Raw genomic sequence first — 24,268 nt, 5'->3', positions numbered from 1 at the left:
TGTTCTCACCCTGGGCCGAAATCCTGACGCTGGTGCTGGCACTGCTGCTGGTCCGGGCGCTGTGGCGGCGGCAAGAGGCCGTTGCGGTCTGCTTCTGTGGGCCTGGGCGAAATGCCGGAGCGCAGTGGGAACGGCGCTGTGGCTCCTGCTGGCAGCCCGCGCGGCTTCAGGCGTGATGGCCACGGCAGCTAGACGCCGCAACCCCCTTCCAGGCGGGTCTTCCAGCCGCCGGGCGTCCACTCCAGCACGCCCAGGCCGTAGCCCTCGTAGTACGCGCCGAAGGTCACGAGTTCCATCCGCCCGTCACCGTTCAGGTCGGCCACACCCGCCAGGCGGTACAGGAGCGCCATCGGCATCGGCTCCGCATCGCCCGGGGTCCAGGGCTTCTGGGGCGCGACGTGTTCGCCCAGCACGGTGGTCACCACCTGGCCCTTGACCACCTCGCGCAGCAGCAGCAGGCTGTAATCACCGGGCTGGCCGACGGACGGCGGGTACAACCCGGAGCGTTCGGCAAAATGCGCCGCCTCCACGATGACTTCCTCGCTGCCGTTGCCGTCCAGGTCCACGCGGGTCAGGCCCAGAAGGTTCACGTGGGGGTTCTTCAGGCCGCGCTTCACGAGTTCGGCGCGGACGATCTCCCGGTAGACGGCGTTCGAGTTGGGCAGGCTCCGGACGGGCCGGGGCCGCGCGTTCAACTTGCCATCAGTGAACAGGCGAAAGGTGTTCCTACTGGCCGCCGGGGTCAGCGCCACCTCGAACGCCTGCTCACAGGGTTCCCCAAAGGAGGCCGCCCGCCCCCCTTTTACTGCGGCACCCGGCCCGGACGGGAGCAGCGGACGGTACACCTCGCCCCCCTGCAAGCGGGGAGCGGTGCGGGGCGCGTCCAGCCAACTGCCCGCCGTCCATGCCCCCAGCAGTTCCGGCCTGGCCTCGCCGGGAAGCTGCACCAGGACCGGGTGAAAGGCCGCCGGTGCCGCCAGCGCGGCGGGAGCGGACAGGAACGCCAGCAGCGCGAAAGGCTTCACGCTTCAGCCCTCCTCCGCCCCGTACTTGCTTTCCAGGTAGCGGCGCTGAGCTTCCAGGACGCGGGTCTGGCGGGCCTGATGCTCACGGGCGACCGCGCGCATGCGGGTGCCGATCAGGTTCAACTGGTCCAGCAAGAGCCGCTCGTTCTCGGGGGTGCGCGGGGCGGCCTGGTAGGTCCGCAGCAACTCGGGGAGGTCCTCGCGGGCGGCCTGGCGGACATCGAACGCGTCGCGGCCCAGGGCCGTCTCGTCGGCGGTCGCGCGCAGGGCGTCGCGGGTGGCGATGACTGTGGCGTGCAGGGCGCTGCGGCCGGGCGTGGGCAGGGCGCGTTCACCGGCGCGCAGCAGGGCCAGCAGGTCCGCCTCGGCGTCAGCGGTGGAGGCCGGCGGGGCGGGCACACCGGGCCGCGCGGCCGCGTCCGGCAGTGGCCCGGCCGACAGCAGCCGTGCCCCCTGGACCGCCGTGCGAATCAGGCCCAGCAGCGCCAGCAGCAGCGTGATGCCCAGCAGCCAGCCCGCCGGCTCAATGCCCAGGGCGAACAGCACACCGAAGATCAGGAGCAGCGGCACCACCACCACCGCGCCCAGCACCCCCCGCAGCGCCAGCCCGCCCAGACCCAGGGCGCGGCGGCCCACATCGGGGGGCAGTAGCGGACGCCGGGCGGCACCCGGAGGCAAGGCCCAGGGGTCCGCACCGGGCTGCCAGGGAGCGGGGGAAGGGCGGGTGGCCCGCCAGGCAGGCCGGATCAGATGCCGCGTCACGCGTGAGCCGAGACGGGCCGCAGAGATCAGGGTGGTGAGGCGCGGGGCCATATCTTCAGGGTACGCGGTCAGGATGAACGGCGTTCCCGCGCTGAACACCTTCCCGCAGTTCGCTCACCCGGTCCGCGAGCGCCTGCCACGGCTCCAGCCGGAAGTGATTGTGCCCCAGCGGACTGGTGGAAGGCATCACCCAGACCTCTGCACCCTCCAGCCGCTCGGCCTGCGGGCCGTAAGGCAGCCGACCCGTGGGTACGCCGAGTGTCTCGGATGCGCCGCGCTTGGAGGTGAAGGCCACGAGGGCAGGCCGGTACGTCTGAAGCTTTGCGCGCAGCTCGAAGGGTGCCCAGGCCTCCTGCGGCAGGGCCGCGTCCACGCCGCTGTGCCGTTTGGCCACATCCGTCAGGCCGATGCCGTACTGCGGAAGGGTCGGGTACTCGCGCGGGGCGAGCTGGCGCGGGGTCAATCCCACTTCCGCCAGCACCCACCAGAACTTGTTGTGGGGATTGGCGTAGTAGGCCCGTGCCCGTGCGCTGATGCGGCTGGGGGCGGTGCCGACCAGCACCAGCGTGAGGCCGGGTTGCAACACGTCCGGGACGAGGTAATCCGCCGCGAGTTCGGCCAGATCGGCTTGCGGCTCAGTCATCGTCGTACCGCTGCTCCCGGAAGGGGTCGCCGCGCATGTGGTAGCCGTTGCGCTCCCAGAAACCGGGCGCGTCGGCGGCCATGAACTCCAGCCCGGTCAGCCACTTGGCACTCTTCCAGAAGTAGAGGTGGGGCACGACCAGCCGCAGCGGGCCGCCGTGTTCGGGCGCGAGCGGCTCATGGCCGAAGGTGTGGGCCAGCAGATTCTCGGGCCGGGTGAAGTCCTCCAACGAGAGGTTGGTGGTGTAGCCGCCGACGCTGTGCTGCATCACGTACCGGGCCGCCGGGTCGAGCCTGAGGTGCTCCATCAGGTCCACGACCCGCACGCCCGTCCAGGTGGTGTCGAGCTTGCTCCAGTGGGTGACGCAGTGGATGTCGTAGGTCAGCGTGGTTTGCGGGAGGGCCAGCAACTCGGCCCAGGTGAAGGTCTTTTCCTCCGCCAGCCCGTAAATCCGCACCACCACCTCGTCCGGCGCGTAGTGCTGCGAGGGGCCGTAGGTCAGCACCGGAAAACGGGTGGTGAGGGTCTGGCCGGGGGGAACCCGCCCGCCCATGTCGTCTGCGGGTTTCTTGAAGAACTTGCCGAGCATGCCGGTATTCCACCGCTCAGGCGGCGCGGATGGTATGGGAGGAGGCACCTTTGGCGACGTTCGTAAAGGTTTTCGTTAGACCTGCCCGCCAGGCCAGACCCGCATCAGAATCCCGGAAGGCGAGCAGGTGTATTCTGGACACCAAGCCCGGGGCGTTTTCCTTCCCCGGTGAAGCCTGTCCCGGCCTGTGCGCCCCCTGGGCGCGAGGAGACCGCCGCATGAGCAACCACGACCAACGCGACCAAGCCCGCCACGAGGTGGAACGGGCGCGCCTTATCGGCGATGTGCGCGACCTGCTCGCCGTGCTGCGGCGCGAACCGAACGAGCTGCTCCCTTTCGACTGGGTGCGGCACCTCGCGCCGCAAGGGGAGCATTCGCTGGGTGTCCAGGTCATTCCGGTCGAGCAGATCATCGGCTCGGTGGACCGTTACCGCGAATTTGACCGCCACTACCTGCCCCGCGAGCGCCACCTCGACGAACGCTGGATCGGCGTGCGCGCCGCGCAGCTCCAGGGCAAGGAGCTGCCGCCGATCCAGGTGTACAAGGTCGGCGACCTGTATTTCGTCAAGGACGGCAACCACCGCGTCTCGGTCGCGCGCCGCCAGGGCCAGCACTACATCGACGCACACGTGACCCTGTTGAACGTCACCGTGCCGCCGGGCGAACGCGACACGCTGCGCGACCTGATCATCAAGGGCGAGTACGCGCGCTTTCTGAGGGAAACGAACCTCGACCGCGTGGTGCCGGGGCACCGCGAGATCCTGTTCACCACGCCGGGCCGCTATGACCGGCTGCTGGACCACATCCGCACCCGGCAATATTTCCTCGACCGCAAGCCGGAGCGCGCGGGCCTGCCGCCCGTCCGCTGGGAGGAGGCGGTGGAAAGCTGGTACCGCCGCCTCTACCTGCGGATCGTGGAGAACCTGGAAAAGCACGACGTGATGTTCCGCTTCCCGGGCCGCACCGAGGCCGACCTGTACCTCTGGATCATGGACCACCGCTACTTCCTGACCGAGAAGTACGGCCACGACGTGGGCAGCGAGGAAGCCACCCGCGACTACCGCGCCCACTACGCCCCGCCGCTGTACAAACGGGTCGGGCAGCGGATGCGGCTGCTGTGGCACGGGCGCCTGCACCCGGCGAGGTAGGGGCGTGGGCTGTGGGTTGTGGGAGGAGCTTGTTCCTACACCCGACAGCCCACAGCCTACACCCCTTCCAGCACGTACCCCACCAGCGTCCCCACGCCCCACCCGGTCGCCTGGCCGTCCTTCTGCGCGTTCCCGGCGATGTCGAGGTGCGCCCAGGGCCGGGTGACGAACTCGCGCAGGAAAAGGGCCGCCTTGATGCTGCCGCCCGCAGGCACCATGTCGGCGTTGCGCAGGTCGGCCAGGGTCTCTTTCTGGAAGGCTTTCAGGTACGGGGCGTGCAGGGGCAGTTCCCACACGAACTCGCCGGACGCCTCGGCGCTGGCCTTCAGGCGGGCGGTGAGGTCCGCGTCGGTGCTGAAGAGGGCGGCCACGTCGCTGCCCAGGGCGACCATCTTCGCGCCGGTCAGGGTCGCCACGTCCACGATCTCGGTCGCGCCCTCGTCGCAGGCGACGGCCAGGGCGTCGGCCAGGATCAGGCGGCCCTCGGCGTCGGTGTTCACGACTTCCACCGTCTTGCCGTTCGCGGCGCGGTAGATGTCACCGGGGCGCATGGCGCCCGGGCCGACCATGTTCTCGGCGGCGGGCACGTAGGCGCGGACCTCCACGCCCTCCGGCAGCAGGTCGCGCGCTTCGGCCAGGGCACGCATGGCCCCCAGCACGGCCGCCGCGCCGCCCATGTCGTTTTTCATGGTGGTCATGCCGGCGGCGGGCTTGATGGAGTAGCCGCCGGTATCGAAGGTCACGCCCTTGCCGACCAGGGCGATGACGCGCGTCCTCTCGCCCCGGGACGGCAGGGTCACGCGGATCAGGCGCGGGCCGGTCGCACTGCCCGCCGCCACGGCCACCAGCAGGCCCATGCCGCGCGCCTCGATCTCGGTGCCGTCCCACACGTCCACGTCAGCGCCCAGGGCTTCCAGGCTGCGGGCCTCGCGGGCCAGGGTCACGGGATTGAGGACGTTGGCGGGCGCATTCACCAGATCGCGGGCAAAGCGCACCCCCGCCGCGAGGGCTTCCACGCGGGCGCGGCCCTCACCGGCCAGGCCCTCCACCGAGAACCCGGTGGGGCCGGGACGGGCCTCGGCCCGGTAGCGGCTGTCGCGGTAGCCGGCGGCCAGGGCCGCGAGGGTCAGGGCGCCGGCATGGGGCGTCTGCTCCACGCGCACGGTCTGTGCGCCCAGATCGGTCGCCAACTTCACCAGCGCGGTGCCCAGCTCACGGGCCTCCGCCGCGTTCGAGGGGGGCAGGGCGACGGCCACATCTCCGGCCTCGCCGCGCGAAAGCAGCCGGACTGCCCCCGCGTTCAGCTTCTGCGTGACCTGGGTTGGCACGTCCGCCTGCGCCTCCCCGAGAAACGTCAGTGTCAGGTCCGCCCGCTCCAGCCTGTCCATGAGGTGCATGACCGGCAGTAGACCATGCCCGGCCCACCGCTGGCGTAGGCGTAATCACTTAACAAACAGGATAGTTGACTGTAGTGAACTATTGACGTAAGGTATCTCAGTGATTCCCGGACCCCTTCCCCCCCCCACGCAGGAGCAGGTGGGCCGGTTCCTCGCCAGCATGTGGCACTTCAACCGCAGGCTGAAGCAGGAACTCGATCCCCTGCTGGCCTCCAAACACGGCATCGATTCGCGCAAGTTCTTCATTCTGCGCAGCATCCAGGAAGGCCATCAGTACCCCAAGGTGCTGGCCGAACAGCTCCAGATTCCCGCCACGCTGCTGAGCCGTTATCTGGACCAGCTCGTCAAGCAGGGCCTGATCGAGCGCCACATCGACGAGCAGGATTCGCGCCGCACGCGCCTCACCGTCACCGAGGCGGGCGCCCACGCGACCGCTGACACGCTCGACACGGTCCAGTCGCTCACGGGCGCGCGGCTGGCCCGTCTCGACCCCCGCACCCTCCCCACCCTGCTCGACGCCCTTGAACTCCTGACGCACGAGGACCACACATGACCGCACCCACCGCCCAACCCTCCCTTTTCAACTTCACCGAGCAGGAGAAGCGCACGACCCTGATCGGCCTGCTGGTGGTCTTCCTGCTGGCCGCACTCAGCCAGACGATCGTCAGCACGGCCATGCCGCGCATCATCGCGGACCTCCAGGGCTTCAACCTGTACACCTGGGTCACGACCGCCTACCTGCTTGCCAGCACGGTGATGGTGCCGATCTACGGCAAGCTCTCGGACCTGTACGGGCGCAAGCCCATTCTGGTGTTCGGCATCGTGGTCTTTTTGCTCGGCTCGGCCCTCAGCGGCCTGGCGGGCGAGCCGTTCCTGGGGAACTTCCTGGGCGGCGGCATGAACCAGCTGATTGCCTTCCGCGCCGTGGCGGGCTTCGGCGGGGCGGCGCTCTTCACGACGGCCTTCGCCATTCTGGCCGACATGTTCCCGCCGGCCGAGCGGGCCAAGTTCGGCGGCCTGTTCGGCGCGATCTTCGGCCTCGCCAGCGTGATCGGCCCCGCCGTGGGCGGCTTCCTGACCGACAACCTCAGCTGGCGCTGGGTGTTCTACGTGAACCTGCCCCTCGGCCTGCTGGCGCTCTTTCTGATTCTCGCCAAGATGCCCAAGCTGACGCACCGCTCGGGCGGCAAGATCGACTACCCCGGCGCGGCGCTGATCCTCCTGACCACCATTCCGCTGCTGCTGGCCCTGACCTGGGGCGGCACCACCTACCCCTGGGACAGCGCCCGCATCATCACGCTGTTCGCCGTCAGCGTGGTCAGCCTGATCGCTTTCCTGTTCGTGGAATCCCGCACCCCGGACGCGATCATCCCGCTGTCTCTTTTCCGCATCCGGATGTTCTCGCTGGGCAACCTGGCGTCGTTCATCATGGGGATGGCGTTTCTGGGCGTGATCCTGTTCCTGCCGCTGTATATGCAGATGGTGCTGGGCGTGTCGCCCACCAACAGCGGCTTTTCGATGCTGCCGCTGATGGGCGGCCTGATCCTGTCGAGCATCCTGAGCGGCAACATCGTGGGCCGGACCGGCAAGTACAAGCCCTGGATGATCGGCGGCGGAGTGATCCTGATGCTGGGCGTGTACCTGCTGACCCAGATCGGTACCGACACCACCATCGCGGACCTGGGCTGGCGCATGTTCGTGGTGGGCCTGGGCCTGGGGCCGAGCCAGAGCCTCTTCACGCTCGCTATCCAGAACGCCGTGCCGATGACCCAGATGGGCATCGCGACCTCCAGCTCGCAGTTTTTCCGCCAGATCGGCAGCACCATCGGCGCGGCGCTCTTCGGCACGCTGCTGCTGAACAACCTGCACACCGAGCTGCCCAAGCACCTGCCCCAGATGCCCGGGATGCAGATGAACGCCAACAACTTCGACCTGGGCGCGCTGCGGGCCAGCGGCAGCGGCAACGGCCCCGAGAAGAAGATTCAGGAAGCCTTCGACGCCCAGTACGCCCAGATCGAGCAGGCGCTGAACGGCGATAAGAGCGCGGCGCAGGCCATCGCGCAGAACCCGCAGGTGCCGAACGAGCTGAAGGCGCTGGTCACGGGCGGCGGGATTCAGGCCCAGGTGCATCAGAAGCTGGCGGCGCAGGCGTCGCAAATCGGCGACATCCTGATTCAGGGCGAATCCGGTCGGCAGGCCCTGCTGAACAGCGCCGAAACTCCGGGCGCACTCAAGGCGCAGCTTCGCGCCCTGCCCGCCCAGGCGTTTGCTACCCCGGAAGCCACCATCGCGACCGCCACCCGGGTTCAACAGGGCATCCTGGCGCAGGAACCCGCCGCCGTGAAGCAGGCCACCCAGACCACCCTGACGCAGCTCAAGAGCAGGCTGAACGAGCAGGCCAGGACGCTGGCCGCGCAGCTCACCAGCGGAATGAAGGAAGGCTTCACCGCCGCCATGACCCGGATGTTCGGCACCAGTATCTGGATCATCCTGCTGGGCTTCCTGGTCACGCTGTTCGTCCCGGCCATCCCCCTGCGGGGCCGGGCCGAGCGGGTGGACAGCGCCCAGGCGGAGAACGCGGCCGGTCAGGCGACCGAAGCCCAGATGGGCGACTGAGCACCCAGCTTTCCAGCAGGAGCGGCAGACAGGGAAACCCGTCTGCCGCTCCTGCTGGTCCTGCCTTGCCGATCCTGGCCGTGCTGCCGCTGCCCCGCCTTTGCCCCCTCGCGTATACTCCCCTTTACTGTGACTGGTTCCATCGTTATTTCCGAGGCGGCGCTCGCCTCGCTGATCGGGCTGACTGCGCACGAGATTCCGGGCGTGGTCGGCATGGCTCCGGCCAACCTGAAAGAAGGCATCTCGCGCGTGCTGGGCCGCGCCAACGCCCGCGAAGGCGTGGTCGTGGTCCGCGAGGAGGGGGGCTACGCGGCCGACCTGTACGTGGTTGTTGCCTACGGCGTGAGCATCCCGACCGTGGCGCGCAATATCACCGAGCGGGTCGAACACCTCGTGAAGACGCAGGCGGGCATCGAACTCAGGGCCACCCGGGTCCATGCGGTGGGGGTGCAGCGTGCCTGAGCATGTCGCCTCCCTCAAACCCGCCGACCTGGCAAAGATGATGCGGACGGCGACCGACTGGCTGGGCGTGTACCGCGAACAGGTGAATGCCCTGAACGTGTACCCGGTGCCCGACGGCGACACCGGCACCAACATGCACCTGACGATGCAGTCGGTCCGGCGCGAACTCGACACCTGCGACGAGAACAGCATGGCGTCGGTTGCGCGGGCGATCAGCTACGGCGCGCTGCTGGGGGCGCGCGGCAACAGCGGCGTGATTCTCTCGCAGCTCCTGAAGGGCTTTGCCGAGGTCGTGCGCGACCGGTCCCAGGTGGACGCCGACACGCTGGCCGCCGCCTTCCGCGCCGCCCAGAAGGCCGGGTACGGCGCGGTGATGAAGCCGGTGGAAGGCACCATCCTGACCGTCGCGCGCGGTGTGGCCGACGGCGCGAATGGCCCACGCGACCGCGACACGGTAGACTCGGTGCTGGAGGCGGCGCTGTTCGGCGGGCAGGCGCTGCTGGACAAGACGCCCGAGATGCTCCCGGCCCTCAAGCAGGCGGGCGTGATCGACTCGGGCGGCCAGGGCTACCTGTACGTGGTCCAGGGGATGCTGGCGGCCCTGCGCGGCGACGAGCTGCCCGAGGCCCCCGAAATCACCTCCTATGCGCAGGAAGGCTTCGAGACCGAGGAATTCGGCTACTGCACCGAGTTCCTGATGTCGGAGGCCCAGAAACCCATCGAGGAAATCCGCGAGCTGGTCAGTCCCTTCGGGGACAGCCTGCTGGTGGTGGGGGCCGAGGGGTACGTGAAGGGCCACATCCACACCAACGAACCCGACGCGCTGCTGGCGACGGTGGGCCGCTACGGCAAGATGCTGAAGACCAAGGTCGAGGACATGGCCGAGCAGCACACCGAGATCCTGGGTATGGCGGGCGCGGCGGCGCGGGCCGAGGAGGAGATCGCCCCCTCCGGCCTGGTCGCGGTGGCGAGCGGGTACGGCCTGGTCAAGCTGTTCCGCTCCCTCGGCGCGCGCATCGTCTCGGGCGGTCAGACGGCCAACCCCAGCGTGCAGGACATCGTGGACGCGGTGCGGTCGGTCAGCGCCGAGAAGGTGCTGATTCTGCCCAACAACAAGAACGTGCTGATGGCCGCCGAGAAGGCGATGGAACTGATGGAAGGCCGCGCCGTGGTGGTGCCCACCCGCACCCTCGGGCAGGGCATCGGCGCGGCGCTGGCCTTCCAGCCTGACGCCGACGCGGAGAGCCTGAGGGCCGAGATGGAGGCCGCCGCCGCCCGCGTGACCACCTTCGAGGTGACCCGCGCCAGCCGCACGACCAACATCACCACGAAGGAAGGCGTGACCCTCGCCATCGCGGAAGGCGACGTGATCGGGCTGAGGGACGATGAACTGGTGCAGGCGGGTGGCACGCCGGAAGACAGCGTGCTGCACATGCTCAACCGCAACTACGGGGGCCAGGAGGTCATCACGGTGTTCGGCGGCCCCCAGAAGACCGGGGAGGACCTGGACGCCCTCGCCGCGCGCATTGGCCAGGAGTTCCCGATGGCGGAGGTCGAGGCGCACGCCGGGGGGCCGGACCTGTACGACTATCTGGTGACCATCGAGTAAGACGGATTCCGTCCGATTCCTTGACTTCCGGAACAGCGCCGGAAGTCCATCCATCTCCCGGAACCCGTCTGTTCTCCTTCTCGCGTCGTCGCGAACAGACGCCCATAAGGACGCTGCTCCTCCCGCTCGGATGGAATCACTCCGTCAACGATTCAATCGGAGTTCGTATCAGACCGGGAAAGGCGGGGCGAGAGCCGGAAGTGCAGAGCTGAAAGCTGAAGCGCTTCCGGCTCTCCGCGTCTGGCCCCCGGCCCTCTGCTACCTTCCCCCCATGCTCGACCCGCACGCCGCCCTCCCCTTCGCCCCCCACGTTCACCCGGACGCCCGCCCCGCCACGCGCCTGACCTGGGATTCGCGGGAAGCTTCGCCGGAGGTGGCGTTCGTGGCCCTGCCCGGCGAGCAGATGCACGGAAACCGCTTCGTGGAGGCGGCGCTGGCGGCGGGTGCCCCCTTCGTGCTGACAGACCTGAATGTGGAACGTGCGGTGCGCGTACCGGACGCGCGCGAGGCGCTGTTCGCCTGGGCACGAGCCGAGCGGGCGCGGAACTCGTTGGTGGTGGGCATCACCGGCAGCGTGGGCAAGACCACCGCCAAGAGCTACGCGGCGGCGGCGCTGGGGGCGCACTTCATGCCGGTCTACAACACCATGCCCGCCATCGCCTGCTTCCTGACCGAGTTCGGGGGAAGCGGCGTGCCCCTGGTGGTGGAAATGGGCATCGACCGCGTGGGCGAGATGGCCGAACTGGTGGACCTGGTGCGGCCCGACGTGGGCGTGGTGACCAGCATCGGGGCCGCGCACCTGGAGCAACTGGGCAGCGTGGAGGGCGTGGCGCGCGAGAAGGGGGTGATTCTGCGGGGGCGGCGCGGCCTGGTGGGCACCCAGGCCGCGCCCTTCTACCCCGGCGCGGCCACCTACGGCTTTGGCGAGGGGGTGACCTTCGCGGGCGAGGGCCTGGAGGTCACGCCGCAGGGCGCGCGCTTCACCTTCCGGGGTGTGCCCGTCACCCTGCCGCTGGCCTCGCGCGTGCAGGCGGAGGCGGCGGTGCTGGGCCTCACGCTGGCGCTGGAGGCGGGGGCGCCGCTGGCAGAGGCGGCGGCGCGGCTCTCACGGGTGCAGGTGCCGGGGGGCCGCTACCGCGTGCATCCGGGCCGCTTCACTGTGATCGACGACGCCTACAACGCCTCGCCTCTTGCGGTCACGGCGGCGCTGGACGCCCTCGCGGCCTTTCCGGGCCGCCGTATCAGCGTGCTGGGGCGCATGCTGGAACTGGGCGACACGGAACGCGAACTGCACGTACAGGTCGGCAAGGACGCGCGGGAGCGGGCGGACCTGACCTACGGCGTCGGCGCCTTTGCCCCGGAGCTGGGCGAGCGCGCCTACGCCACCGTCCCCGACCTCCTCGCGGCCCTGCTCTGCGAGGTGCGGGACGGGGACGTGGTGCTGGTGAAGGCCAGCCGGGGCATCTCGTGGACGCCCGAACAGCGGGCGCAGGAGGGCGTGGGACTGGACGGGGTGGTGGCGGCGCTGCTTCAGGCGCGGGACGGTGGCTCCGGGAACTGAGCGAGATAGGCTCTGGCCCGTGCCCACACGCCGGGCGGAAAGTCCCACGGGGCGCGGTGGTTGTTCGCCGCGCAGAACCCGGCCAGGGGAACGGTCACGGGCCGCACGGCGGCCTGCCAGCTGGGTATGGCGGCCTGATAGGCGGCGCGGTGCAGCGCCAGCAGTTCCGCTTCCGGCACATACCCCTGCGCGTCGAAGGCCAGGAGGCCGTCCGTCACGTAGATGTGTGCGCCGCCATGCTCCCCGACCGGGCGGATGAACCTCGGCCGGAAACCCGCCTGCGGATACAGCTCCAGAAAAGCGAAGGCCAGCACGTGGCAGGCCCCGGCGGCAAAGAAGTTCAGGTCGGGGCGCTGCCAGCTCAGGGCCACGTCCCGCTTCTCTTCCGGCGTGCGCCGCAGGGCCGTCAGGGGAAGCCTCATGCCCCTCAGCGTACCCTCCGGAACAATGGCCGGAATGCGCCGCGCCCTGCTCCCGATCCTCGGCCCCCTGCTTCTCGCCGCCTGTGCTCCGGCGGCCACGTCGCGAACGCCTGTTCCTGCCTTCAGCGCCGCCTTCGCCCCTGAGGGGGTCGCCTGGGTGGACGCGGGGCGGGCCTGCGTGGCCCGTGCGCCGTCCTACCGGCCCAGCTGTCCGGCCCTGCCGGGCGGGGCGGTGGCCGTGGCCTGGAACGGCGGAGATGCCTGGGCGGCGCTGCCGGGCGCGGGGCTGCTGGTCACCCTGGACCGGGCGGCCCGGTCGGTCCCGGTCGGACGGGTGGTGGCCCTCTCGGACACCCGCGCGTACCGGGAGGACGGCAGCGCCGTGACGTTCGGGGGCGAGGCGGCGGCGGTGGGCGTGGCGGGCGCCCCCTCGGCCGTCGTCACCGGTGGCGACGGGCAGGACTACGTGATTCTGGCGGGTGTCCTGCGGCGCGTGGCGGACGGCCTGGTGATCGAGACGGCCCCGGAACCCCTGTTGCAGGCCACGCCCACCGGCGCGCGCTCGACCAGTCTGCCGGGCGTGGTGACCCCGGCGGGCACCTACCGGCTGACGGGGACGGCGCTGCAACGGCTGGACCTCTCGGGCCGGGTCCTGGCCAGTGTCCCGCATGGGCCGGGCCGTGTGGGTGTGGTGGGCGCGGACGTGGTGACCGTCTCGCCGGGGGGGGCGGTGCGGGTGTTCGGCACGGACCTTCGCCCCGTGATGCGCTGATCCCGGGCCGCAGCGGGGGCGGGCAGACCCTGGCCCGCGCCTTCATCTTTCGGGGGTAATCGCCGCTGCGGATCGGGCGCATGCCGGCGGGAATCGGCGCAGTCCCAGACGCCTTCTGCGGGCTGTCAGAGTTCGGTAAGTGGGCGGGTGGTTGCATGAGACGTTCATGCAGCCCCCTTTACCCTTTCGCCCCTTTCAGCCTCTCCCCTGCCTCCCGGAGCGGTCCTACCCCCTGAAGAGTCAACGCTAAACTCCACCGGTTTCTGACCGCTGGTTTCTGGAGGGAGAATGTCGAGCCTGCTACAACGCCTCACCAGCCCACGCACGAGTGCCATCGGCGTGGAGATCGGCACCAGCACCATCAAGGTGGTGTCGCTGCGCCCCGGCTCGCCCCCGGTGCTTCAGCACGCCGTCATGGTGCCCACGCCCATCGGCAGCATGCGGGACGGTCTGGTGGTCGAGCCGCAAGCGGTGGCCACCGAACTGAAGAACCTGCTGGCCGAACACCACATCACCGCCCGCCACGCCGTGACCGCCGTGCCCAACCAGTCGGCGGTCACGCGCAACATCATGGTGCCCCGCATGGACCGCAAGGACCTCCAGGAGGCCATCAAGTGGGAAGCGGAGCGCTACATTCCCTATCCCATCGACGAGGTCAACCTGGATTTCGACCTGCTCGACGACCCCGCGTCGGTGCCCGAGGACGGACAGATGGAGGCCGTGATCGCCGCCGCCCCCAGCGAGGCGGTCGCGCGGCAGGTGGAGGTGCTGCGTCTGGCCGGGCTGGAACCGACCATCGTGGACCTCAAGAGTTTCGCGGCGCTGCGTGCCCTGCGCGGCAACCTGCTGGGTGAACATCTCAACAAGAACACCCTGGCGGGGCTGAACTACACCGAGTCGGGCGAGGTGGCGCTGGTGCTGGAGATCGGCGCGAGCAGCAGCGTGATCAGCCTGGTGCGCGGCGACCGGATTCTGATGGCGCGCAACATCGCCGTGGCCGCCGACGACTTCACCACCGCGCTGCAAAAGGCCTTCGACCTGGACTTCAGCGCCGCCGAGGAAGTCAAGCTGGGGTACGCGACCGCCACCACCCCCACCGAGGACGAGGAAGACCTGCTGAACTTCGACCTCTCGCGCGAGCAGTACAGCCCCGCGCGCGTGTTCGAGGTGGTGCGCCCGGTCCTGGGGGACCTGATCACCGAGATTCGCCGCTCGCTGGAGTTCTACCGGGTGCAGTCGGGCGACGTGGTGATCGACCGGACCTTTATCGCGGGCGGCGGGGCCAAGCTGCGCGGTCTGGCGTCCGCCATCAGCGACGCGCTGGGCTTCCGGGTGGAAGTCGCCAGCCCCTGGCTGACCGTGCAGACCGACCAGGCCAACGTGGACACCGGGTATCTCCAGACCAACGCTGCCGAATTCACCGTGCCGCTGGGCCTGGCCCTGCGGGGAGTGCAGAGCCATGGTTGAAATCAACCTGCTTCCCCAGCAGGAGCGCCGGAGCACCCAGCCGGACGCCTGGCGCTACGCGACCTACGCCCTGCTGCCTCTGACCGCCGCCGCCATCCTGATTCCCGAGTTGCTGGTCGGCTCGCAACTGGGCAGCCTGCACCGCGAACAAGACCGCCTGACCGGCGAGATCGCCGCCCTGACCCCCGCCAAGCAGGAGTTCGACCGGCTGCGGGGCACCCAGAACACGCTCGAAGAGGTCACGGCGGTCGCGGGGCAGCTGCGTGACAGCAAAACCTACTGGACCAACGACGTGGCCGCCTTCTCCGCGCAGCTTCCCAGCGGGGGCGGCGTGGCGATCACCTCCATGAACGTCAAGGCCCTCGACGCGGGCGCGCTGACCAGCCTGCAACAGGGCGGCATCTACGCCGGAAAGAACGTGGTGCGCGAGTTCGACCTGGCGGGGACCGCGCGCAGCCAGCAGTCGGTCGTGAACTTCCTGAACGCCTACGAGAACAGCCCGAACTTCGCCGTGAACTTCCGCAGCCTGCAACAGGAAGGCGAGACGGGCCGCTACACCTTCGCCGCGTCCGTGGGCCTGGTGGGCCAGCCCGGAACAGCGGCGACGGGCGCGGCGGCAGCCACGCCGGGGGACGCCGCAGCCGCCGCGTCCGCACCGCCAGCCGCCCCGGCGGGAGGCGCCAATGTCCGTTAAGCTCGCCCCGCGTTCGCTGTTCCTGACCGTCCTGGCGGCCTGCCTGCTGCTGCTGCTGGGGTGGTACTTCATGCGCTTCCAGCCCCGCCAGCAGGAGATCAGCCTGTTGAAAAGCGAGCTGGACACCACCCGCCTGACGGCCGAGACGTACCGCGCCGCCCAGCGCAACCTCCCCGAGCTGCGCTCGACCGTGGCCCGCCTCCAGGTCGAGCAGGACCAGTTCCTGCGCGCACTCCCGGCCACCGCACAGTTCGGCACCGTCCTCGACGAGGTGCGGCGCAACGTCAGTGCCGCCGGAGCGAAGATGACCACCTTCACCGTGCAAAACGGGGCGGCCTCGGGCCTCCCGGGCGGCGTGCGGCCCATCAAACTGAGCCTGGGCGTGAGCGGGCAGTTTGCGGAAGTGTTCCGGGCGCTGCGCTCCATCGAGACCATGAACCGCTTCACGACCGTCGGTGGCATGACCCTGCAACTGCCGCAGGCCAATTCCTTTAACCCGAACCTGGAGGGCACGCTGAACCTGACCGTGTATACCTTCGATCAGACGCAGGCGGCGGGGAGTGCCGGCCCGGGGGCCACCCCCGAAGCCCCCGCCGCGCCCCCCGCCGCACCCCAGGGAGGTGCCCAGTGACGCCGACCCCCGTCAAGCCCAGGGCCGCGTCCCTGAAGCTCTCCCGCGAGATGAAGGTGCTGCTGATCCTGCTGCTGATGGTGGCCCTGATCGGCGGATGGTACGTCTGGACCAGTGGCCGCGCCGCCGACGCCCCGGCCCCGACGCCCCCCGCCACACCCACCGGCGACCCTCCCACTGCCGATCCGCAGGGAAACAGCGGCGCGGGAACCCCTTCCGCCGGAACGCCCGACAGCGGCGTGACCGTGCAACCCGACGGTCAGGTGGACGTGCCGTCGCTTCCCGCCTTTGGCGCCGTGGACGGCAGCGGCGCGGCCACCCAGGCGGAACAACCCCCCACCCCCGGCGGCATCAACCCGGACACCGCCCTGGCGGCCCTGCCCAGCGCCAACCCCTTCCGGCCCCTGTCCGTGGATGCGGGCGCGAACGGCACGAACGGCGCGGTTCAGGCGAACGCACCCGCCCCCTCCTCGCCGGACACCGGGAGCGCGCCCGCCGCCCCCATGAACGACCCGCGCAATTCTGCCCCAGTGGTCAACGACGTTCCGGCCAGCAGCGGCGGTGTTCTCGCGATCTCCCCGATTCCGGGCACCCGGGACCCGGTGACGGTGACAACCCCGCCCGTGGCGGGCGGCGCGTTCCCGCCGCCGAGCCTGCCCGGCGCGAGCAGCAGCGGTCCTGAACCGAGGACAGTCACGCTGGCGCCTGTGCCCGCCCCGACGCCGCTGCCGCGTTCTCAGCCCACCCCGACGGCCACCCCAACGTCCCCCGTCCCAACGCCTCCCGCGCGGACAGCTCCGGTGCGGCCTCCCGTCGCCGGGGTCAGCGTGCCCCAGGACAACATCGACCTGGGCGGCCTGCTGGCCCAGGCCCCCAGCCAGGGCGGGAACGTGGCCAACGGCGGGACCGCTGCGGGCAGCCCCTCCCCTGCGGGCGCAGGCACGCCGAGCGGCCAGACCGCCACGGCCCTGCCCACACCCGGCACGCCCCAGCCCATCACGCAACTGGGTGGAGACAGCTCCGAAACCGAACCCTCCACCGCGCCGCAAAGCGCCCTCGATCAGCTGGTGCAGAGCCGCGACCTCGCGTTCAACGCCGCCGTGCTCGGCCCGGTGAACACCGCGATCTTCCACACCCGGGACGGCTTCCTGGTCGTGTCGGTCGGCCAGCCCCTCCCCGATTCGGCCGTGGTCGTCCGCGAAGTGACCGCTACCAGCGTCACCCTCGCCCTCGGCAACGACACCAAGACCCTGGAACTCGACAAAAGGTGAGCCATGAAGAGATATGCCCTCCTGCTGACCGCCGCGCTCGGCATGGCCGCCGCGCAGACCGCCCCCGCTCCAGTGCTGAATGCTGCTCCTGCTGTGCAGGCGCGAGTCGACCCCCAACTGACTTCCTTGCCCGTCAGCGTGAATACGGGCAGCTACCGTGGCCCCCTCTCCATGCTGCTGGCCGCGCTGGCAAAGAGCGCCGGCTATGAGGTCGTGTTCAACTTCAATGTCGACGCGCTGGCCCTGATCGACGGTGCCCTGACGACCAGCTCTTCCACGACCACGACCAGCACGGCCGGCGGCAGCAGCACACAGAGCGTCTCGACCACCGGCGGCCTGGGGTACGCCTCTGCCATAGGACGCCCCCAGGAGCTGAGCGCCAAGCCCATCGCCTACAGCTTCGTCAACAAGCCCTTCAACGAGGTCTGGCCCCTCCTGATGGACGTGTACGAACTGCAATACAGCGTGGTCCGCGTGGGAAATGGCCAGGTGCTGCGCATCAGCCAGCGGCCTGCACAGCTCGCAGTGCCCCTCAGCAACATCAACGCTCAATACGCGTACCAGCGGGCGCTGGAATTTTTCGGGGAGCGCACCTACACCGAGCTGCCTATTCGGGATACCAGCGGCGCGATTGTGGACAAGGTGCGCCAGTTCGATGGCTACGCCTTGGCAGGTACCCTCAAGATTGTCACCGACACCGAGAACAATCGCCTGATCGTGGGTGGGACAGCCGAAGATACGGCAAAGGTCCGGAGTTTCATCTCTACAATTGACGTTCCTAAAGCCCAGGTGGCAGCGATCCCGCAGAGCCAGGTGATCTACACGGCTAAGGGGACTCCAGCGGACGTCGTCAACCTCCTGAAGTCGCGCTATCCGAATCTGAGTCTGACCCAGTACGGCGCGTCGTCGCAGCTTATCGTCAGCGGCATCAAGAATGACGTGGACGCGGCCCTCACCCTGCTCGCCCAGGTGGACCGCCCCACCCCCGCCGCCCAGGCCGGGCCGCAGACCGTCCAGCGCGTCTTCCAGCTGGTCAATGCCAGCGCCGAGGAGGTCAAGGCGACGCTGGAAGGCACGCTGGCCCGCGACCTCACCCAGGACAGCAGCACGCCGCAGAAGCTGGCGAACGTGCCCGTGAATGCCACCGATGCCAACGGGAACGCAGTCACCGTGACGGTGCCCACCACCGGCACCAGCGCGGCACAGACCGCGGCCCAGAACACGCCCAAGCCGGACCAGTCCGCGCCCAGCACCGACAGCGCGACGATCATCGCGGACAAGCGCACCAATACGCTGATTGTGCGGGGCACGCCGACCCAGGTGGCGCAGATCGCCGAACTGGTGCCGCAGCTCGACCAAGTGGTGCCGCAGATCAACGTGCAGGTGCGGATTCAGGAGATCACCGAGACGGCCGCCCGTACCCTGGGCATGGACTGGAAGGTGAACTTCGGGGGCTTCAACGTCAGCGTGGGCGGCAGCGGCCTGGGGGCGACCTTCGACCCGACCCGCAGCCTGGTCGGCTTCAACGTCTTCCCGACCCTCCAGGCGCTGGAGAGCCAGGGCTTTACCAAGCGCGTGTACGACGGCAACATCACCATGCAGAGCGGGCAGCGGTCGCTGGGCACCGGGACCAGCTCGCAGAACGCCTCCGCGAATGCCGCCGCGAGCATCAAGAGCGGCGGGCGGCTGGAGATCAACATTCCGTCCAGCGCGGGCAACATCGAAAAGCAGATCGACTACGGCCTGAACCTCGACTTCTTCAACCCGCAGGTCGCGCCGGACGGCACGGTCACGCTGCGGGTGCGTGGGCAGGTCAACAACATCGCCGGGGCGCTGCCCACCACCGAACTCCCCAGCCTGCTCAACTTCACCAACAGCGAGGCCCAGAGCAGCATCACCTTCAAGAGCGGGCAGACGGTGCTGATGAGCGGCCTGCTCGGCACGTCCGAGTCGCGCACGAACGACGGCGTGCCCTTCCTGAGCAGCCTGCCGGTGATCGGCCCGGCCTTCAGCAAGCAGCGGACCGACCGCACGCAAACGCAGCTGCTGGTCATCATCACCGGCACCGTCGTCAAGTAAGCGCCGGTTCTGGCCGGAAGCGTCCCCCATGTGGGGGCGCTTTTGTTTGGTCAGGCCGCCCTGCGGGGCGCGGGCCGGGCGCTACAGTCGGCCCCATGAGGTATCTCACCGCCGGGGAGTCGCATGGGCCGCAATTGACGGCCATCATCGAGGGGCTGCCGTCGCAGTTGCCGCTGGGGCAGGGCGACATCAATCCCTGGCTGAAAAAGCGGCAGGGTGGCTACGGGCGCGGACGGCGCATGGTGATCGAGACGGACGAGGCGCAGATCCTGAGCGGCGTGCGCGCGGGCCGGACGACCGGCGCGCCCGTCACACTGGTCATCGAGAACAAGGACCACCGCAACTGGACCGAGATCATGTCGCCGGAGCCGGGGAATGAACCGCGTAAAAAGGCCCTGACCGACGCCCGCCCCGGCCACGCCGACCTGACCGGCGGCATCAAGTACCGCCACAAGGACCTGCGCGACGTGCTGGAACGCGCCAGCGCCCGCGAGACGGCCGCCAGGGTCGCGGTCGGCGCGGCAGCCCTGAAGCTCCTCTCCGAACTGGGCGTGGAGGGCGCGAACTATGTGGCGAGTCTGGCGGGGATCGAGACGCGCCAGCCGTTCTCCTGGGACACGCTGGACGCCATCGAGGACTCGGACCTGCGGACCCCCGACGCGGACGCGGCGGCCCAGATGCGGGAGCGGATCGACCAGGCCAAGAAGGACGGCGACACCCTGGGCGGCATTCTGGAAGTGCGCTTCCGGGGCCTCCCGGTCGGCCTGGGCAGCTACGTCCACTGGGACCGCAAGCTGGACGGCCGGATCGCCCAGGCCTGCCTCAGCGTGCAGGCGATGAAGGGCGTGGAGATCGGGCGGGCCTTCGAGAATGCGGTGAAACCCGGCAGCGGCGTGCATGACGCCGTGTACTACCGGGACGGCACTTACGCGCGCGACAGCAACGGTGCGGGCGGCCTGGAAGCGGGCATGACCAACGGCGAGGAGCTGATCGTGCGCGTCGCCATGAAACCGATCGCCACGCTGATGAAGCCGCTCCCGACCGTCAATGTGGTCACGCACGAGGCCTCCGACGCGGCCCGCGAGCGCAGCGACACGACCGCCGTGCCCGCCGCCGGGGTGATCCTGCAAACCGTGATCGGCTGGGTGCTGGCCGAAGCCCTGCTGGAAAAGTTCGGCGGCGACACCCTGCCCGAGTTGAGGGAACGGGTCCAGGCGGCGCGGGCCTACGCGCATGACTACTGACCCGGTGGAAAGCCTCTCGCAGCGGGTGGCAATGGCCCTGCGCGCGGCCCTCCTCCAGCCGGACAGGCCGGAGGGCGCGGCCCCAGAGAGTGTGGGCGTCACGCTGGCGGACGGGGTTTCCTCTAGACTGTCCCCCATGAACGGGTCCGGCCTGATCGAGCGTCCCGTCACCTGGGTGGCGCTGGCAGGCTTCATGGGCACCGGCAAGAGCCGCATCGGCTGGGAACTCTCGCGGGCGCTGGCGCTGCATTTCGTGGACACCGACAAGCTGATTACCCGTGTGGTCGGCAAGAGCATCCCCGAAGTCTTTGCCGAGGAGGGTGAGGGCTACTTCCGCGCCTGCGAGGCCGAGGTCGTGCGGCGCGTGACCCGCCTCGACCACGCAGTCGTGAGCCTGGGCGGGGGCACCTTTATCCACGAGGCGAACCGCCGCTCACTGCTGGAACGCGGCCCGGTCGTGGTGCTGTGGGCCACCCCCGAAACGGTCTATCAGCGCACCCGGCACAGTGACCGGCCCCTGCTGAGGAGCGCCGACCCCCTCTCGCGCATCCGCACCCTGATGGATGAACGCGAGGCGGATTACCGCCAGGGCACCATTCACGTCCACAGCGACGGCCGCCCCGCCGAGGAGATCGTGGAAGAGGTCGTGGAGCGCCTGTGGGACTGGGCCGATGTGGGCGCGACCTGGGAACCCCAGGCCGAACCCGTGGGCGAACGTGCCTCAGATTAACGGGCGGCGGATTGAGGTCGGCGGCCCTCAGCCCTACGCGGTGGAGGTCGGCCCCGGCCTGCTCTCACAGGTGCGGGTGCCAGAACGCCAGGTTGCCCTGATTCACCCGGTGGACCTGCCCCCCGCCCTCGTCAGGGCGGCGCAGGCGGCCCTCTCGCCTGCCGTGACCGTGGAGGTACCCGCCCGCGACGACTGCAAGACGCTGGAGGTGTTTTCCGGGGTGCTGTCGCGGCTGGCCCAGGCCAACCTCCCGCGTGACGGGGCGGTGGTGGGCCTGGGCGGCGGCGCGGCGACCGACCTCGCGGGCTTCGTGGCGGCCAGTTATCTGCGCGGCGTGGCCTTTTACACCCTGCCCACCACGCTGCTCGGCATGGTGGACGCGGCGGTGGGCGGCAAGACCGGCGTCAACCTGCCCGAGGGCAAGAATCTGGTGGGTGCCTTCTGGCCCCCGAAAGCCGTCTGGTGCGACACGGACACCCTCACCACGCTGCGGCCCGCCGTCTTCGCGGAGGGCGCCGCCGAGGCCTTCAAGCACGGCCTGATCGCGGACCCGTCCCTGCTGCCCCGCGTCCTGTCCCCCGAGTTCCGCCCCGGCGGGTTGGGCCTGGAAGACACCCTGGCCGACGCCATCGCCGTGAAGGCCGGGGTGGTCGCCCGTGACCTGACGGAGCAGGGCGAGCGTGCCTACCTGAACTTCGGTCACACCCTGGCCCACGCCCTGGAAGCCGTGACGGACCACGCGGTCACGCACGGCGAGGCGGTCGGGTACGGGATGCACTACGCGGCGCTCCTGAGTCGGGCGCTCGGCGGCGCGGACCTGACCGGGCAGACGCTCGCTTTCCTGCGCTGGCAGCGGCCCCGGCCCCTTCCGCCGCTGACCTTCGAGGGTGTGTGGCCCTATATGGCCCGCGACAAGAAAGCCGACTCGGACGGCGTGCGCTTCGTGCTGCTGCATGATCTGGCACAGCCATATCTGGCGCGGGTGCCTTCAGCGGTGCTGCGGCGCGAGTTTGACCGCTGGCAGGCAACAGGAAGTGGGCAGGGGTAAGGGGGCTGCAACTTTGCCCACCCTGTTCCGCTTCCCCTGTTACGCTGCCCCCATGATTCTCGTCCTGAACGGCCCGAATCTGAACCGCCTCGGCCTGCGCGAACCGGGAGTGTACGGCTCGCAGACGCTCGAAGACCTCGAACGCCTCTGCGAGACGTGGGGCGCGGAACTCGGCGTCCCCGTCACCTGCCGCCAGAGCAACTACGAGGGGCAACTGCTGGAATGGATTCAGGACGCCGAGGCCCACGGTTTTAGCGGCATCGTCATCAATCCCGGAGCACTGACGCATTACAGCTACGCCCTGCGGGACGCGATTTCCGGGCAACCCCTCCCCGTTGTGGAAGTGCATATCAGCAATGTGGACGCCCGTGAGGAATTCCGCCACAGGTCGGTGACGGCGGCGGTGTGCAAGGGCAAGATCAGCGGCCTGGGGTTCCTGGGGTACCGGCTGGCGATGGAGGCGCTGGTGGAGGGGAATGGGTGAAACGGGCGAGGGCGTTGGTCTTGCTGGCGGTGAGTTGCCTCGCAAGCTGCGCGCCAACGCTGCGGCAGGCTCCGCAGTCTTTTGCTGCGACGACCAGCCTGCAAGAAGACCGCGTGATCGTGACGGTGACGAACTTAGGACCTTCCACCGTCTGGCTTGATCCAAACATCTGCCCAGGAAAGTTTGAGGTCGGGGTACAAGAACGCCTGCCTTTTGTAAGCACTGCGCCCGACGGTGGGTGGTATGGCGATACCTGCTTGACCATTCTGCATCCGCCGGAGCTATGGCAGGTCGGGGAAACGAAGGTGGGGATGCTGGCGAACCCCCGCCTTCCCCCCGGCACCTACACCGTCACAGCCTGGGCCGCACCCAAGGTCGCCCCAGACGGTCAGGGCAAGCCGTCCGCCCCTTTCCAGCCGGTCAGGGTCCAGGCCCCCACCGTCGTCCTGACCGTCCCCTGAAGTCGCCGTCTGCCCTCTGGCGACCTCTCCCGCCCTTGCCCCTCCCCCCCTCCCTCTGATACCTTTACCTTTAGTGTCTCGCGCTTGGTAGGGTGCGGGGCGACCGGGAGGCACCCGGAGGCGCACGTTCCTTTCTCCCCCGAAGGACGGGGCGCACTCGCAGCCAAATCCCCCTCTTACGGAGTTCCGACGGTGAAAACCTACATCCCCAAAAACGACGAGCAGAACTGGGTCGTGGTGGACGCGGCGAACGTGCCCCTGGGCCGCCTCGCCACCCTGATCGCCAGCCGCATCCGTGGCAAGCACCGCCCCGACTTCACGCCCAACATGATCCAGGGCGACTTCGTGGTCGTGCTGAATGCCGCCCAGGTCGCGCTGACCGGCAACAAGCTGGACGGCAAGGTGTACACCCGCTACACCGGCTACCAGGGCGGTCTCAAGACCGAAACGGCGCGCCAGGCGCTCGCCAAGCACCCCGAGCGCGTGATCGAGCACGCCGTGTTCGGCATGCTGCCCAAGGGCCGCCAGGGCCGCGCGATGCACAGCCGCCTGAAGGTCTACGCCGGCGAGACGCACCCGCACGCCGCCCAGAAGCCCCAGACGCTCGAGGTCAAATAATCATGGCGATTGAACAGTTCTACGGCACCGGCCGCCGCAAGGCCGCCATCGCGCGCGTGTTCCTGCGCCCTGGCGAAGGCAAGATCATCGTGAACGGCAAGGAGTTCCAGACCTACTTCCGTGGTCTGCTGCGCGCCGTCCACGCCCTCCAGGCCTTCCGCGAGACCGGCACCGCTGGCCGCTACGACGCCGTCATCACCGTGACCGGCGGCGGCCCCAGCGGCCAGGCCGACGCGATCAAGCTCGGCATCGCCCGCGCGCTGCTGAAAGTCAACCCCGACTTCCGCGCGCAGATGAAGCCCAAGGGCCTGCTGACCCGCGACCCCCGCGAGGTCGAGCGCAAGAAGTACGGCCTGAAAAAGGCCCGCCGCGCTCCCCAGTTTAGTAAGCGCTGATCAGCAAGCGCTGAGCGGACACAGCAAAGAAAAGCCCCCTCCACCAGGAAGGGGGCTTTCTGTTGGTGTGCACTTGCGCTAGGGCGGGGCGCAGAAAGGTTGCCGGAGGCGTAAGGTGGGGTATGAGGCCGTACTCCCAA

General features: G+C 69.3%; 25 protein-coding genes. 19 read left to right on the top strand and 6 right to left on the bottom strand.

Annotated elements, in window-relative coordinates:
- Positions 1–188: 188 nt before the first annotated feature.
- The 4 genes from DEIPH_RS12915 to DEIPH_RS12900 are packed head-to-tail and all read right to left on the bottom strand — an operon-like array spanning position 189 to position 3,019.
- A complete protein-coding gene (locus DEIPH_RS12915; RefSeq protein WP_034358758.1) occupies positions 189–1,025 on the bottom strand; it encodes a hypothetical protein in 837 nt (278 codons plus the stop codon).
- A 3-nt stretch (positions 1,026–1,028) separates the two neighbouring features.
- Complete coding sequence (locus DEIPH_RS12910; RefSeq protein ID WP_034358755.1) at positions 1,029–1,838, bottom strand: hypothetical protein; 810 nt, start codon at positions 1,836–1,838, stop codon at positions 1,029–1,031.
- Positions 1,839–1,842: 4 nt separating this feature from the next.
- Complete coding sequence (locus DEIPH_RS12905) at positions 1,843–2,430, bottom strand: mismatch-specific DNA-glycosylase (RefSeq protein WP_034358752.1); 588 nt, start codon at positions 2,428–2,430, stop codon at positions 1,843–1,845.
- Complete coding sequence (locus DEIPH_RS12900; RefSeq protein ID WP_034358750.1) at positions 2,423–3,019, bottom strand: sulfite oxidase-like oxidoreductase; 597 nt, start codon at positions 3,017–3,019, stop codon at positions 2,423–2,425. The genes DEIPH_RS12905 and DEIPH_RS12900 overlap by 8 nt, the downstream gene beginning before the upstream one ends.
- 218 nt (positions 3,020–3,237) lie before the next feature.
- Here DEIPH_RS12900 and DEIPH_RS12895 point away from each other — a divergent pair, with 218 nt between their 5' ends.
- Positions 3,238–4,167: a DUF4032 domain-containing protein gene (locus tag DEIPH_RS12895; protein ID WP_034358747.1), complete on the top strand. Its 930-nt coding sequence runs from the start codon at positions 3,238–3,240 to the stop codon at positions 4,165–4,167.
- Between the two features lie 56 nt (positions 4,168–4,223).
- On the opposite strand, the gene DEIPH_RS12890 is transcribed toward DEIPH_RS12895, so the two are convergent.
- A complete protein-coding gene (locus DEIPH_RS12890; RefSeq protein WP_034358745.1) occupies positions 4,224–5,564 on the bottom strand; it encodes a M17 family metallopeptidase in 1,341 nt (446 codons plus the stop codon).
- A gap of 100 nt (positions 5,565–5,664) precedes the next feature.
- On the opposite strand from DEIPH_RS12890, the gene DEIPH_RS12885 reads away from it, so the two are divergent.
- The 5 genes from DEIPH_RS12885 to murF all read left to right on the top strand — a co-directional run bounded on the left by DEIPH_RS12885 (position 5,665) and on the right by murF (position 11,812).
- Complete coding sequence (locus DEIPH_RS12885; protein WP_235183240.1) at positions 5,665–6,117, top strand: MarR family winged helix-turn-helix transcriptional regulator; 453 nt, start codon at positions 5,665–5,667, stop codon at positions 6,115–6,117.
- Complete coding sequence (locus DEIPH_RS12880) at positions 6,114–8,180, top strand: MDR family MFS transporter (RefSeq protein ID WP_051517361.1); 2,067 nt, start codon at positions 6,114–6,116, stop codon at positions 8,178–8,180. The genes DEIPH_RS12885 and DEIPH_RS12880 overlap by 4 nt, the downstream gene beginning before the upstream one ends.
- A 129-nt stretch (positions 8,181–8,309) precedes the next feature.
- Positions 8,310–8,642, top strand: a complete 333-nt coding sequence (locus DEIPH_RS12875; RefSeq protein ID WP_034358743.1) for an Asp23/Gls24 family envelope stress response protein — start codon at positions 8,310–8,312, stop codon at positions 8,640–8,642.
- 37 nt (positions 8,643–8,679) lie between these two features.
- Positions 8,680–10,251, top strand: a complete 1,572-nt coding sequence (locus DEIPH_RS12870; protein WP_034358854.1) for a DAK2 domain-containing protein — start codon at positions 8,680–8,682, stop codon at positions 10,249–10,251.
- A 271-nt stretch (positions 10,252–10,522) separates the two neighbouring features.
- The gene (gene murF / locus DEIPH_RS12865) at positions 10,523–11,812 is read left to right on the top strand and encodes a UDP-N-acetylmuramoyl-tripeptide--D-alanyl-D-alanine ligase (protein WP_034358741.1); all 1,290 of its coding nucleotides are present in this window, start codon (positions 10,523–10,525) and stop codon (positions 11,810–11,812) included.
- Here the strand turns inward: murF and DEIPH_RS18840 are convergent.
- The gene (locus DEIPH_RS18840) at positions 11,782–12,234 is read right to left on the bottom strand and encodes a hypothetical protein (protein WP_051517360.1); all 453 of its coding nucleotides are present in this window, start codon (positions 12,232–12,234) and stop codon (positions 11,782–11,784) included. The two genes, murF and DEIPH_RS18840, sit on opposite strands and share 31 nt — an antisense overlap.
- 25 nt (positions 12,235–12,259) lie before the next feature.
- On the opposite strand from DEIPH_RS18840, the gene DEIPH_RS12855 reads away from it, so the two are divergent.
- The 13 genes from DEIPH_RS12855 (at position 12,260) to rpsI (ending at position 24,128) form a co-directional block, all read left to right on the top strand.
- A complete protein-coding gene (locus tag DEIPH_RS12855) occupies positions 12,260–13,006 on the top strand; it encodes a hypothetical protein (RefSeq protein WP_081790915.1) in 747 nt (248 codons plus the stop codon).
- Positions 13,007–13,294: 288 nt separating this feature from the next.
- Positions 13,295–14,473 carry a type IV pilus assembly protein PilM gene (gene pilM, locus DEIPH_RS12850; RefSeq protein ID WP_034358739.1) on the top strand — a complete coding sequence of 393 codons (1,179 nt, stop codon included), beginning with the start codon at positions 13,295–13,297 and terminating at the stop codon, positions 14,471–14,473.
- A complete protein-coding gene (locus DEIPH_RS12845) occupies positions 14,466–15,167 on the top strand; it encodes a fimbrial assembly protein (protein WP_034358737.1) in 702 nt (233 codons plus the stop codon). Before pilM ends, DEIPH_RS12845 begins: the two co-directional genes overlap by 8 nt.
- The gene (locus DEIPH_RS12840) at positions 15,157–15,798 is read left to right on the top strand and encodes a type IV pilus inner membrane component PilO (RefSeq protein ID WP_034358735.1); all 642 of its coding nucleotides are present in this window, start codon (positions 15,157–15,159) and stop codon (positions 15,796–15,798) included. Before DEIPH_RS12845 ends, DEIPH_RS12840 begins: the two co-directional genes overlap by 11 nt.
- A complete protein-coding gene (locus DEIPH_RS12835) occupies positions 15,795–17,069 on the top strand; it encodes a hypothetical protein (protein WP_034358733.1) in 1,275 nt (424 codons plus the stop codon). The genes DEIPH_RS12840 and DEIPH_RS12835 overlap by 4 nt, the downstream gene beginning before the upstream one ends.
- A gap of 3 nt (positions 17,070–17,072) precedes the next feature.
- Entirely contained in the window at positions 17,073–19,148 is a 2,076-nt protein-coding gene (locus tag DEIPH_RS12830; RefSeq protein WP_034358732.1) for a secretin N-terminal domain-containing protein, read from the top strand.
- Positions 19,149–19,243: 95 nt separating this feature from the next.
- Positions 19,244–20,392, top strand: a complete 1,149-nt coding sequence (gene aroC, locus DEIPH_RS12825; protein WP_034358729.1) for a chorismate synthase — start codon at positions 19,244–19,246, stop codon at positions 20,390–20,392.
- A complete protein-coding gene (locus DEIPH_RS12820; RefSeq protein ID WP_321163349.1) occupies positions 20,382–21,122 on the top strand; it encodes a shikimate kinase in 741 nt (246 codons plus the stop codon). The genes aroC and DEIPH_RS12820 overlap by 11 nt, the downstream gene beginning before the upstream one ends.
- Positions 21,118–22,170 (top strand): 3-dehydroquinate synthase, encoded by a 1,053-nt coding sequence (gene aroB / locus DEIPH_RS12815; RefSeq protein WP_051517367.1) that lies wholly within the window; start codon positions 21,118–21,120, stop codon positions 22,168–22,170. Before DEIPH_RS12820 ends, aroB begins: the two co-directional genes overlap by 5 nt.
- A 52-nt stretch (positions 22,171–22,222) precedes the next feature.
- Complete coding sequence (aroQ, locus tag DEIPH_RS12810; RefSeq protein ID WP_034358848.1) at positions 22,223–22,654, top strand: type II 3-dehydroquinate dehydratase; 432 nt, start codon at positions 22,223–22,225, stop codon at positions 22,652–22,654.
- Positions 22,655–22,911: 257 nt separating this feature from the next.
- Positions 22,912–23,115 carry a hypothetical protein gene (locus DEIPH_RS12805; RefSeq protein WP_034358722.1) on the top strand — a complete coding sequence of 68 codons (204 nt, stop codon included), beginning with the start codon at positions 22,912–22,914 and terminating at the stop codon, positions 23,113–23,115.
- A 192-nt stretch (positions 23,116–23,307) separates the two neighbouring features.
- Complete coding sequence (gene rplM / locus DEIPH_RS12800; protein ID WP_034358719.1) at positions 23,308–23,733, top strand: 50S ribosomal protein L13; 426 nt, start codon at positions 23,308–23,310, stop codon at positions 23,731–23,733.
- 2 nt (positions 23,734–23,735) lie between these two features.
- Positions 23,736–24,128, top strand: coding sequence for a 30S ribosomal protein S9 (gene rpsI, locus DEIPH_RS12795; protein WP_034358717.1), 393 nt, complete (start codon positions 23,736–23,738; stop codon positions 24,126–24,128).
- Positions 24,129–24,268 lie beyond the last annotated feature (140 nt).

The organism is Deinococcus phoenicis (genome assembly GCF_000599865.1).
GTDB lineage: Bacteria > Deinococcota > Deinococci > Deinococcales > Deinococcaceae > Deinococcus > Deinococcus phoenicis.
This window is presented reverse-complemented; position numbering and strand designations above follow the sequence as displayed.

What these genes read in the sequence shown, in the direction of transcription:
- DEIPH_RS12910 (WP_034358755.1), bottom strand. Translation starts at nt 1,838, where the DNA reads ATGGCCCCGCGCCTCACCACCCTGATCTCTGCGGCCCGTCTCGGCTCA.
- DEIPH_RS12905 (WP_034358752.1), bottom strand. Translation starts at nt 2,430, where the DNA reads ATGACTGAGCCGCAAGCCGATCTGGCCGAACTCGCGGCGGATTACCTC.
- DEIPH_RS12900 (WP_034358750.1), bottom strand. Translation starts at nt 3,019, where the DNA reads ATGCTCGGCAAGTTCTTCAAGAAACCCGCAGACGACATGGGCGGGCGG.
- DEIPH_RS12895 (WP_034358747.1), top strand. Translation starts at nt 3,238, where the DNA reads ATGAGCAACCACGACCAACGCGACCAAGCCCGCCACGAGGTGGAACGG.
- DEIPH_RS12890 (WP_034358745.1), bottom strand. Translation starts at nt 5,564, where the DNA reads ATGCACCTCATGGACAGGCTGGAGCGGGCGGACCTGACACTGACGTTT.
- DEIPH_RS12880 (WP_051517361.1), top strand. Translation starts at nt 6,114, where the DNA reads ATGACCGCACCCACCGCCCAACCCTCCCTTTTCAACTTCACCGAGCAG.
- DEIPH_RS12870 (WP_034358854.1), top strand. Translation starts at nt 8,680, where the DNA reads ATGATGCGGACGGCGACCGACTGGCTGGGCGTGTACCGCGAACAGGTG.
- murF (WP_034358741.1), top strand. Translation starts at nt 10,523, where the DNA reads ATGCTCGACCCGCACGCCGCCCTCCCCTTCGCCCCCCACGTTCACCCG.
- DEIPH_RS18840 (WP_051517360.1), bottom strand. Translation starts at nt 12,234, where the DNA reads ATGAGGCTTCCCCTGACGGCCCTGCGGCGCACGCCGGAAGAGAAGCGG.
- DEIPH_RS12855 (WP_081790915.1), top strand. Translation starts at nt 12,260, where the DNA reads ATGGCCGGAATGCGCCGCGCCCTGCTCCCGATCCTCGGCCCCCTGCTT.
- pilM (WP_034358739.1), top strand. Translation starts at nt 13,295, where the DNA reads ATGTCGAGCCTGCTACAACGCCTCACCAGCCCACGCACGAGTGCCATC.
- DEIPH_RS12845 (WP_034358737.1), top strand. Translation starts at nt 14,466, where the DNA reads ATGGTTGAAATCAACCTGCTTCCCCAGCAGGAGCGCCGGAGCACCCAG.
- DEIPH_RS12840 (WP_034358735.1), top strand. Translation starts at nt 15,157, where the DNA reads ATGTCCGTTAAGCTCGCCCCGCGTTCGCTGTTCCTGACCGTCCTGGCG.
- DEIPH_RS12830 (WP_034358732.1), top strand. Translation starts at nt 17,073, where the DNA reads ATGAAGAGATATGCCCTCCTGCTGACCGCCGCGCTCGGCATGGCCGCC.
- aroC (WP_034358729.1), top strand. Translation starts at nt 19,244, where the DNA reads ATGAGGTATCTCACCGCCGGGGAGTCGCATGGGCCGCAATTGACGGCC.
- DEIPH_RS12820 (WP_321163349.1), top strand. Translation starts at nt 20,382, where the DNA reads ATGACTACTGACCCGGTGGAAAGCCTCTCGCAGCGGGTGGCAATGGCC.
- aroQ (WP_034358848.1), top strand. Translation starts at nt 22,223, where the DNA reads ATGATTCTCGTCCTGAACGGCCCGAATCTGAACCGCCTCGGCCTGCGC.
- rpsI (WP_034358717.1), top strand. Translation starts at nt 23,736, where the DNA reads ATGGCGATTGAACAGTTCTACGGCACCGGCCGCCGCAAGGCCGCCATC.